The organism is Synechococcus sp. R60.1, from assembly GCF_047461835.1.
Classification (GTDB): Bacteria; Cyanobacteriota; Cyanobacteriia; order Thermostichales; family Thermostichaceae; genus Thermostichus.
In genome coordinates this window covers 1-9498 of sequence record NZ_JANSIA010000104.1, presented here as the reverse complement: position 1 = coordinate 9498, position 9498 = coordinate 1, and the positions used below count along the sequence as shown (strand labels likewise).

The 9498-nt window shown below is 58.5% G+C and carries 8 protein-coding genes and 1 pseudogene; 6 read left to right on the top strand and 3 right to left on the bottom strand.

Features of this window, described 5'->3' with window-relative positions; genetic code table 11:
* Window positions 1-959: pseudogene (locus tag NW834_RS12260) on the bottom strand (hypothetical protein); the annotation flags it as partial.
* Between the two features lie 258 nt (window positions 960-1217).
* Here NW834_RS12260 and ccsB point away from each other — a divergent pair.
* From ccsB to NW834_RS12235, 5 genes are all read left to right on the top strand, one after another.
* Complete coding sequence (gene ccsB / locus NW834_RS12255; RefSeq protein WP_414388903.1) at window positions 1218-2237, top strand: c-type cytochrome biogenesis protein CcsB; 1020 nt, start codon at window positions 1218-1220, stop codon at window positions 2235-2237.
* A gap of 82 nt (window positions 2238-2319) precedes the next feature.
* The gene (locus NW834_RS12250) at window positions 2320-2703 is read left to right on the top strand and encodes a lipopolysaccharide assembly protein LapA domain-containing protein (protein ID WP_414418616.1); all 384 of its coding nucleotides are present in this window, start codon (window positions 2320-2322) and stop codon (window positions 2701-2703) included.
* A gap of 76 nt (window positions 2704-2779) precedes the next feature.
* A complete protein-coding gene (tig, locus tag NW834_RS12245; protein WP_414418617.1) occupies window positions 2780-4450 on the top strand; it encodes a trigger factor in 1671 nt (556 codons plus the stop codon).
* A gap of 165 nt (window positions 4451-4615) precedes the next feature.
* Window positions 4616-6115 carry a S41 family peptidase gene (locus NW834_RS12240; RefSeq protein ID WP_414418618.1) on the top strand — a complete coding sequence of 500 codons (1500 nt, stop codon included), beginning with the start codon at window positions 4616-4618 and terminating at the stop codon, window positions 6113-6115.
* A 211-nt stretch (window positions 6116-6326) separates the two neighbouring features.
* Complete coding sequence (locus NW834_RS12235; protein WP_414332548.1) at window positions 6327-7676, top strand: adenylosuccinate synthase; 1350 nt, start codon at window positions 6327-6329, stop codon at window positions 7674-7676.
* Between the two features lie 278 nt (window positions 7677-7954).
* On the opposite strand, the gene NW834_RS12230 is transcribed toward NW834_RS12235, so the two are convergent.
* Window positions 7955-8554, bottom strand: coding sequence for a pseudouridine synthase (locus tag NW834_RS12230; RefSeq protein ID WP_041436950.1), 600 nt, complete (start codon window positions 8552-8554; stop codon window positions 7955-7957).
* A 147-nt stretch (window positions 8555-8701) separates the two neighbouring features.
* Here NW834_RS12230 and NW834_RS12225 point away from each other — a divergent pair, with 147 nt between their 5' ends.
* On the top strand, window positions 8702-9115 hold the full coding sequence (locus tag NW834_RS12225; RefSeq protein ID WP_414343809.1) for a hypothetical protein: 414 nt from the start codon (window positions 8702-8704) through the stop codon (window positions 9113-9115).
* 66 nt (window positions 9116-9181) lie between these two features.
* Here the strand turns inward: NW834_RS12225 and NW834_RS12220 are convergent, their stop codons facing one another.
* A complete protein-coding gene (locus NW834_RS12220; RefSeq protein ID WP_414390272.1) occupies window positions 9182-9433 on the bottom strand; it encodes a hypothetical protein in 252 nt (83 codons plus the stop codon).
* Window positions 9434-9498 lie beyond the last annotated feature (65 nt).

Sequence of the window (9498 nt, the reverse complement as noted above, 5' to 3'; positions counted from 1 at the left end):
GGCGTTGGCGTCGGAGTAGGAGTGGGCGTGGGTGTCGGAGTTGGTGTTGGCGTCGGAGTAGGAGTGGGCGTGGGTTCTGGAGTCGGGGTGGGCTCCGGTGTCGGAGTTGGGGTAGGGGTGGGCTGGGGCTGGACGATGGCCAGGGCCTCTTCGGCTTTTAGCTCCCCCCGAACCAGCTTGGAGAGGGTGTCTTGGCCGCCAGGGGTGTAGGTGATCTCGCGGGCGGCGCTGTTGAACACATTGCGGATGGGATCCCCTTTGCTGTCCACCAGTTCCAGCACCATCACATTGCGACCGGGCCTGAAGCCCTTCAGATAAAAAGACTCCCAGCGATCCAGCAGGCCGGATTGGCCGTTGAGGGTGTAGCGGATCCGCCAATCCCGTGGCAAGTCACTCAACAGGCTCTCCCGCACCGGGGCATTGGCCAGCCAGAAATCCACCAAGATTGGCTCGGCCCCGTAGCTGCCTGTGGGGCGGTTGTAGGTGAGCAGGGGCAGTTGCGGCTGTGGTACGTACTCAGGGGTGGGAGCTAACACGTGAAAGCTGACCTGGGCATAGGCTTCAGAGTTTTTGAAGCTCTCGTGCCAGGGTTTGCCGGCAAACACCCGCAGAGTATGGGATCCCGGCTCCAAATCCTTGAAAACGAGGGGAGCATCGGCATCGTAATGGGCGATGTAGGGCCGGTTGTCCAGCACCACGTGCAGATGAGGGCCAAGACCCAATTGCGGATCTTGGAAAAGCGGATACCCTTGCACCGCGAAGCGAACGGTTACCTGCCGCTCTGGCAACACCTCACCTGGCTTGGGGCTGAGGATCTGAACTTGCGGGCGACAATACTGCAAATGGGCATCCAGCTTGGCAATCTCCGGGGGAACCGGCACGCGCTCTAGCTGGGGAAGCTGTTCCTGCGGGGGTTTAGGCGGGGATCCCCCACAAGAGGCCAAAACGAGGGCGGCCAACAGACAGATCCACCATCTCAACAACCCCCACCTTCTCAACCTGGCATTTCCCGCGTGTTCTTGCATGAGCCCTACATCCCAATGCTCTTTGTATCCTGCCGAGCCGCAGACAAGCCATCCCCACATTACCAGCATGTGTCCTTTGGGGAAGATCCCTTCCCCCGCCCTAGAATGGGATCAACTGGCCTGGCTCAAGCCGGGTCGGAGACACTTTTGAGGTCGTGTATGGCTCTGTTGGCGATAACAGCTCTTGCGGGCATGGATCTGGCCCAGTGGCAAGCTCTGCTCAACAACGTGGCGTTTGCCATTTCTCTGGGGGCCATGCTGTTCTACTGGGGTGGGGCAGCTTTTCCCCAGGTGCAGCTTTTGGCCGAATTGGGCCTAGCGGGGATGATCGGGGCAAACTTGACGATGGCCGCCCTGTTGACGGCCCGCTGGATCGATGCAGGCTACTTCCCCTTGAGTAATCTGTACGAGTCTTTGTTTTTCCTGGCCTGGGGGATCACCGCTTTGCACCTGCTGGCCCTCCACTGGAGCCGCAGCCGCTGGGTGGGGGTCATGACTGCCCCAGTTGTAACCGGGATCGTAGCCTTTGCTGCCTTGGTGCTGCCGGAAGATATGCAGGTAGCCCAGCCCCTCGTGCCGGCTTTGCAATCCAACTGGCTGATGATGCACGTGACTGTGATGTTGCTGGCCTACGCGGCGCTGCTGGTGGGATCCCTTCTCTCCATCAGCTTTCTCATCGTCACTCGCGGTCAGGAAGTGCATCTCAAGGGCAACTCCCTCGGCCTGCAATTTCGCCCTCCCCAACCCCAAACCCATCCCGAATGGGCGGAAGCCACCCTGCCTTCCCCGGCTTCAGAACTGGCCTACGCCGGCCTCCGCTCCCCCCGTCCTGCCCCCTCGTCGGCTGAACTCCCTCCCCAACCGGCCCCCGAAGGGATCCCCTGGCAACGGCTGAGCCTGGCAGAAATCTTGGACAACACCAGCTACCGGCTGATCGGGCTGGGCTTTCCCCTGTTGACCATCGGCATTATCGCCGGCGCCGTTTGGGCCAACGAAGCCTGGGGTACCTACTGGAGCTGGGATCCGAAAGAAACCTGGGCTTTAATTACCTGGTTGGTCTTCGCTGCCTATTTGCATGCCCGCATCACCAAAGGCTGGCAAGGCAGACGCCCCGCCCTCTTGGCCAGCTTGGGTTTTGGAGTGGTTTGGGTATGTTACCTGGGGGTCAACTTTCTGGGCAAAGGCTTACACAGCTATGGCTGGTTTTTCTAAGAAACCGATCCCCGTTTATGAGTATCCTGGTGCTGGCAAGCCGTAGTGGATCCCTCTCAAGAGGAGACAAGAGGAGAAAATTATGCGACTGTTCAACTACCTGATCCTGTTCTCGGCTCTCCTAGGAATCGCTCTCTTCGCCATGCAAAACGCCACCCCGGTCACGGTTACTTTTGCCCCTGGCGTCAGCATCGAAAGCCCTCTGGTGATGGAACTTCTGGCTGCTGCTGGGATTGGGGCCGCCCTCGCCTGGCTGTATAGCCTCTGGATGCGCGTACAGTTCAGCATCGAAGCCCGGGAAAAAAATCGGCAACTGCAGGAGAAGGAGGTCACCATCACCGAACTCAAGGAAATGGTGGTGGAGCTGGAAGCCAAAGTGAAGCAACTGCCTCCCAGCAAGCGTGCCGAACCCCAAGAGGACATCCAGGATGTGAAAGAAGTGGCCACCGAGGGATCCCCTGCCTAAAATCCCCAGGTTGACCCACAGGCCGTTGAGGTAGAATTGAACTCCTACTTGCCCCTCTCCCTAGCTCATACTTCCTATGCAGGTTATCCAAGAAAAACGCCCTGGCAGCCGGGTCGGTCTCAAAATCGTGGTAGAAGCCGACCGGGTGAAGCGCTCCTACGAAAAAACCTTGCGTCAACTGGAGCAGAATATCCAAATTCCGGGATTCCGCAAGGGCAAGGCCCCCCGCAACCTCGTTGTGCGGCAGGTGGGCCGCGAGCGCATCCTGGCCAGTGCTGTGGATGACCTGATCAGCGAGGCCATTCAACAGGCTTTCAAGGAAGCTCGGCTCACTCCCATTAGCCGGTTCGAGCTGGATGATGAGGTGGGTCAGCTCTTGGCTCAGTTCAACCCCGAAGCAGACTTCAGCTTCTCAGGATATGTTGAGGTGTACCCCGAAGCCCGCGTTGGCCAATACAAAGGGCTGACCGTTACGGCAACCCGTGTTGACGTCAAGCCTGAGCAAATTGACCAGCTCATCGACCGATGGCGGGATCAGCGGGCCACCCTCTTGCCGGTAGAAGATCGGCCTGCTCAGTTGGGGGATGTGGTGGTGATCGATTTTGCAGCCCGCGATGCAGAAGGCAATCCCCTCGACGAGATGACCACCCAGGACTTCCAGCTGGAACTCAAGGAAGACAACTTCATCCCCGGTTTTGTGGCGGGCATTGTGGGCATGCAGCTCGACGAAACCAAGGAGATTGCAGCCACCTTTCCCGATGACTACTTCAGAGAAGAGTTGGCCGGGAAAACGGTTACCTTCATCGTCTCCCTGAAGGAGATCAAGGCCAAAGAGCTGCCCGAATTGGACGATGCCTTTGTGCAAGAGATCAGCAGCTTCCAAACGGTAGCCGAGTTGCGGGAACACCTGCAAAAGCGCCTCGAACAGGATGCCCTGACACAATCTGAGGAGAACCTGGAAACCGCCATCCTCAACGCCATCTTGGAGACTACTGAGGTGGATTTGCCGGAAACCCTCATCGAACAAGAAACGACACAACTGCTGGCCCAGAGTCTCCAGGCCCTGCGGCAGGAAGGCATCAAGCCGGGGGAGCTCCGTAAGTTCTTGTCCGAGTTGCCTCCCGAAACCCTTAACCAGTTGAAAGAGCGCCACCGACCCGAAGCCATCGACCGGCTGCGGCGCACCTTGGCCCTGAGCGCCATCGTTCGGCAAGAGCAAATTGCCGTAGGCTCTACGGAGTTGGACGTGGAAGTGGAAGAAGTGATGGCGGCCTATGCCCAGCAAGGCCAAAAGCTGGATCGGGAACGAGTACGCCAAGCCGTCTATGAAAGCTTGCTGACCAACAAGGTGATGGCCTGGCTGAAGTCTCAGACCACGGTCAACTGGGTCGATAGCGAGGGGAATCCAACCCAGGCGCCCACTTCTTTGGCAAGCTCGGAGGAGAAGGTTGCAGTGCCAGAGGCCGAGTTTGAGGCCGATGGGCCAGAAGCAGAGGTATCTGGGATCCCTGAGGCAATTGAATCCTCATCAGAGACGGCTACGGGGGCGGAAACGGATGGAGAAGCTGCAGCTGCGGAAGCCGAGCCAGCTACAGAAAAGGCTGTAGAAGCATCCCCTGCTGAAACCGTCTCAGCCTCTGCGGCAGAGGCAACGCTCCCAGTTGAGGAGAAAGCGGCAGAGACCGCTACAGAGATCCCGGCAGCAGAAAAGCCCAAGCCGAGCAAAAAGGACAAAAAAGGCAAGTGAATGCGCTGGGGATTTTCTGGCTGAGGGCATTTCCTTCAAAAGCAAGGGGGCGCAGCCCCTAGTGTTCCAAGTCGCAAAAAATAGATATCTACCACTGCTGGCAGTGGCAAAGGGGAGCGTTTAGGGTTTATCCTATTCGCAACATCTGCAAGAGGGCAGGCTGCCATGAAGGGATTTGCGCGCGTACTTGGGGCTTGGGGGATCCTCACCCTGATCGCCGGGATCTCGCCCGGCAGCGCTGTGGGCCAATCGGCCTTGCCTCCTGTGCCCATCATGCCCTCGGATCCCCAAGGTTCGTTTCCCGATCCAGGGATCCCGGCAGCCCCTTCCCCTCCCCGTGAGCCGGTCGGGCTGGATCTCCGCCATCTGGTGGGATTGTTCATCAACGAGTCCTTGGGTGCAGGCAACCAAGCTGCCGCAGTCAGTTACAACGACCTCTACACCCGCCTGTTGGCCCGAAGCTACGGGGATCCCCGCCCCCCCATTGAGGTGGAGTACGAGTTCATTCAAGAGATCCTGCGGGAGTATGGGGATCCCGCCGATCGTTTCTGGGATCCGCAAGCTTTTAAGGACTTGCTCAACCGTCCTCGTCCTCCTGTACAAGCCCGCGGGATCGGCCCGCGCCAGGTTTATTTGGCAGTGCCGGATCTCACCCCGGCCACAGCTCAGCAAATCCGCCAAACCCTCTACACCCAAGACTACAGCCAGGGCATTGTCCTCGACCTGCGCGGCTCGGTGGGCTACGACCCCCAAGTGGTAGCAGATGTGGCGCGCCTATTTCTGCCCCGCTCCGTCCAGCCGCTGCTGATTACCGAAGACCGATTCGGGCAGCCCACCCTCTGGAACAGCGAAAATCTGCCCATTGCCGCCGGGATCCCGTTGGCCGTTCTGGTGGATGGCAACACCCGCCAGGGGGCCACCCTCCTGGCTGCCCAGTTGGGATCCAGCGGTAGCACCCTCATTTTGGGGCAGCCCACCCAGGGCAGCGAACGACAAACCCGCTTCTTTGCTCTCCCCTCCGGCGCGGCGGTGGAACTGGCCGTGGCCACCTGGAAAACAGGGGATGGTCGCTCTTTGGAGCGGGGTCTGGTGCCCTTGCAGACCGTGGAAGGAGATGACAATGCTTGGCTGAATGCCGGCCTGCAAGCGCTGGCCTTGCCCCCCCGGCGACCTGCCCTGCCCCCACGGCCTACAGTGCTGGTGCAAGAGGGTCGAGTCGGTCGCTTTGAGCTGGGCATGGATACCCGCAACGTGGATACCCACCTGCTGGGCAATGTCGATCAGATCCCAGCAGCCTCCGGAGCTAATGTGTTTCAGCCCAACAGCGACCTGAAGATCTTTTACCTGCAGGACTACATCCTCTTCACCTACCGTCATCCGGGCATTGTGGATAGCTTTTTCGCCAACCGCATCTACACTACCCACCCGGAAGCCATGACCGGCGAAGGGATCCGCATCGGCTCCACCTATTCGGAAGTGATCGCCGTTTACGGCGGGCCCGGCGAGAACGGCTACAACGAGGTGGTACCCTATCCCAAGGGAAGCCGAGAATATCTGCGCGACGACCGCTACTACGTCAACTACGATGCCCTGGGCCTGGCCTTTGCCTTTGAGGTGGGATCCAACCAGGTCACGGCCATTGGCCTGTTCAAGCCGGGGAGCTGAAGGCGAGGGCAACTGGGGAATCTCTGTTGGCTTGCCAGAGGGTTCGGGGATCCCGCCCATCTCCACGTTGTCCCCTGCCGGAGAAAAGTTAATCGATTGTTAATCTTTTTGTCCTGATCTCTCAACATCGCCCGGAGCGATGCGGTAGATTAGTGCAGCAACCCCCGCAAAGGGGATTTTTTGTGCCATCTACGGACTGTAGGAGAAGCTCTTGGCAAACGTCGTGGTTGTCGGTGCCCAGTGGGGCGATGAAGGAAAAGGGAAGATCACCGACCTCCTCAGTGAAAAGGCCCATGTGGTCGTCCGCTATCAAGGTGGGGTGAATGCAGGGCATACCCTGGTGGTGGGGGGCCAAACCTTCAAGCTACACTTGATCCCCTCTGGCATTCTCTACCCCGACAAACGCTGCATCATCGCCAGCGGCACGGTGATCGATCCCGAGGTTCTGCTGGCCGAGATCGACCAACTGCATCAATTGGGCATTTCCACCGACAACCTGTTCATTGCCGAAACAGCCCACGTTACCCTGCCCTACCACCGGGTCATTGACATCGCAGAAGAGGAGCGGCGTGGCATTTACCGGCTGGGCACCACCGGCCGGGGCATTGGCCCCACCTATGCCGACAAGGCCGAGCGCATGGGCATTCGCGTCGTGGACTTGATGTACCCTGACCAGCTGCGGGAGCGCCTCAGTTGGGCCATTCCCTACAAAAATGTCTTGCTGGAAAAGATCTATAACTTGCCGCCCTTGGATCCCGAGCCAATTATCGAGCAATACCTGGCCTATGCCGAGCGGCTGCGCCCCTATGTTACCGACGCTGCTCTGCTTCTCACCCAAGCCATCGAAGATCGGGAGAACATCCTGTTTGAAGGGGCTCAAGGCACCCTGTTGGATCTCGACTACGGCACCTACCCCTACGTCACCTCCTCCCATCCCATTGCCGGTGGCGCTTGTATTGGCGCTGGGATCGGCCCCACCAGTATTGACCGGGTGATCGGGGTGGCCAAAGCCTACACCACCCGCGTTGGCGAAGGCCCTTTCCCCACCGAGCTCAAAGATGAGATCGGGGCGTACCTGGGGGCAACCGGTGCTGAATTTGGCACCACCACAGGGCGACAACGGCGCTGCGGCTGGTTTGACGGGGTAATTGGGCGCTACGCGGTGCGAATCAATGGCCTAGACTGCCTGGCCATCACCAAACTGGATGTGCTGGATGGCTTGGATGAGATCAAGGTGTGCGTGGCCTACGAGTACCAGGGGCGGGAAATTCGTCACTTTCCCAGCGATGCCCGGGTTTTCGCCCAGTGCAAACCCATCTACGAAACCCTGCCGGGCTGGAAATGTTCCACCAAAGATTGCCGCTCCATCCAAGACTTGCCCCCCGAAGCCCATGATTACCTGAAGTTTTTGGCACAGTTGATGCAGGTGCCGATTGCCATTGTTTCTCTGGGGGCCAGCCGCGACCAGACGATTATCGTCGAGGATCCCATCCACGGCCCCAAGCGGGCCCTTCTCTACCCCAATGGTGGCAAGCGCGTCCACGCCCTCATGCCCGACTGAGTGGGCTCAAGAACAATTGGGAACAAGGGCAATCATAGGGCAATCATTAACAATGTAGTGATCAAATGCTCAGTAATGATCAATGTGAGTTAAGTTATGGTCATTTCAGGTTAGGGTGAAACGCCTAAGCTACGGAGAAAAGCCTTCCGGCCCTGTGCGTTCAACGTCTTAGGTGTGGATGCAGTGTCCTAGTTTATAGTCATTTAAGAGGGAATAAAACTGTTCCGTTGTCTTGCTTCCCAGCTCCTCACTGCCGAGCGAATAGGAAGCGTCTTAATCTAACTTGAAATGACTCTAATGGTTTGAGAAAAACAATATTGCCGCAGTTGGGCCAGTTCTACCTCACTGAGATCTTGCCACTGGCCGGGAGCAAGCCCCGCCAGAGAGAGGGGCCCCAGTCCAACCCGAACCAACCGCAAAGTTGGGATCCCAACGGCGGCAGTCATGCGGCGCACCTGGCGATTGCGACCCTCCCGCAGCGTCAGTTCCAGCCAGGTGGTGGGGATGGAGCGGCGAAAGCGGATGGGGGGATCCCGTGGCGGCAGGGTGGGTTCCTCAGCCAAGACTTTGACCTGGGCCGGGCGCGTTTTTCGCCCTTGGATGATCAGCCCCTGTTGCAGCTGTTGCAGGGCTTGGGGGGTGGGGATCCCTTCCACCTGAACCCAGTAGATGCGCTCATGGCCGAACTTGGGATCGATCAAGCGGGCATTGAGGCGACCATCATCGGTCAGCAGGAGCAGCCCTTCGCTGTCGCGATCCAGTCGCCCCACCGGATAAACCCTGGGCACTGGGATAAAAGACTGGAGGGTGGGCCGTCCCTCTCGGTCGGTGAATTGGGTGAGCACGCCATAAGGCTTGTAGAACTTGAGATAGCGCATGACACACAAAACAACAAAACTGTGAACCCAACCTTTCCAATCTTTAAGATTTGGCAGAAGGATTTGGCAGAGCGGCTTCAACGGTAAGATCAAGCCTTAAGGAGCAATATCCCTCCATCGCCAGCAGCGTTTGACGGAGCTCACCCCATGACCATAGACAACAACTTACTTTGGGTTTTGGTTGGAACAGCAGGGCTCTCTCTCCTCAGCCTGGTGTACGTGCTGGTGGATGAGGGCAACAAACGTCGCCGCTACGAACAGCAAAAGGAAAAAGAAGCTGCTCAGCCACCTGCGGTTGTTCCTGCAGAAGAAGCCGGGATCCCAGCTGCACCTCCTCCTTCTGCTCCTGAACCTGTTGCTGCTCAGCCCGCTTCAGCGCCACACACTGCTGACGGGTTCCCAGAAGCGTCGCGTAGCGATGACGAGGAGCCAGAAACCTCCCCGGAAGCGGTTCGCGCCAGCAGGACAGAGTCCTTGCCCAGCCCTGAGGACTCTGCTCTCCTCAAGGAGCCGGATACAGGGCCTGACCCCGCAGAGGAAATGCCGAAAGATACCCCATAACAGTTTTTTTCGGTTCTGGGGAAGTTCTGGGGATAGATGGGATCCCCATCCCGCAAGAGGGGAGCTTCATGCCCTCATCAGGGTTTGCTCTCCGTAGCGCAGCATCATCTCCAAAGCCGCGAGACGGTTGCCCCAAACTTGAACTCGATAGGGGTTGCGCAGAGATTCCAGCCGCATCCAAGTGGCAAGATTGGTTTTCAAGTTGCCCAGTTGCTGACGGGCTTGTTCCAGGGCTTCCGGGGTGGGATCCGCTGCCAAGGCCGCCAGGGATCCCTGCACCCGCTCTATTTGCTCCATCCATTGGCTGTGCTGATACATTTACGCTGAACACTGCTGAACATCACTGTTCAACTATGCAGCGATAGCATTCTGTTTGTTTCCAA

Excerpts from the sequence above, each read along its gene's own strand:
- NW834_RS12240 (WP_414418618.1), top strand. The coding sequence starts at position 4,616 with ATGAAGGGATTTGCGCGCGTACTTGGGGCTTGGGGGATCCTCACCCTG.
- NW834_RS12220 (WP_414390272.1), bottom strand. The coding sequence starts at position 9,433 with ATGTATCAGCACAGCCAATGGATGGAGCAAATAGAGCGGGTGCAGGGA.
- tig (WP_414418617.1), top strand. The coding sequence starts at position 2,780 with ATGCAGGTTATCCAAGAAAAACGCCCTGGCAGCCGGGTCGGTCTCAAA.
- ccsB (WP_414388903.1), top strand. The coding sequence starts at position 1,218 with ATGGATCTGGCCCAGTGGCAAGCTCTGCTCAACAACGTGGCGTTTGCC.
- NW834_RS12225 (WP_414343809.1), top strand. The coding sequence starts at position 8,702 with ATGACCATAGACAACAACTTACTTTGGGTTTTGGTTGGAACAGCAGGG.
- NW834_RS12230 (WP_041436950.1), bottom strand. The coding sequence starts at position 8,554 with ATGCGCTATCTCAAGTTCTACAAGCCTTATGGCGTGCTCACCCAATTC.
- NW834_RS12250 (WP_414418616.1), top strand. The coding sequence starts at position 2,320 with ATGCGACTGTTCAACTACCTGATCCTGTTCTCGGCTCTCCTAGGAATC.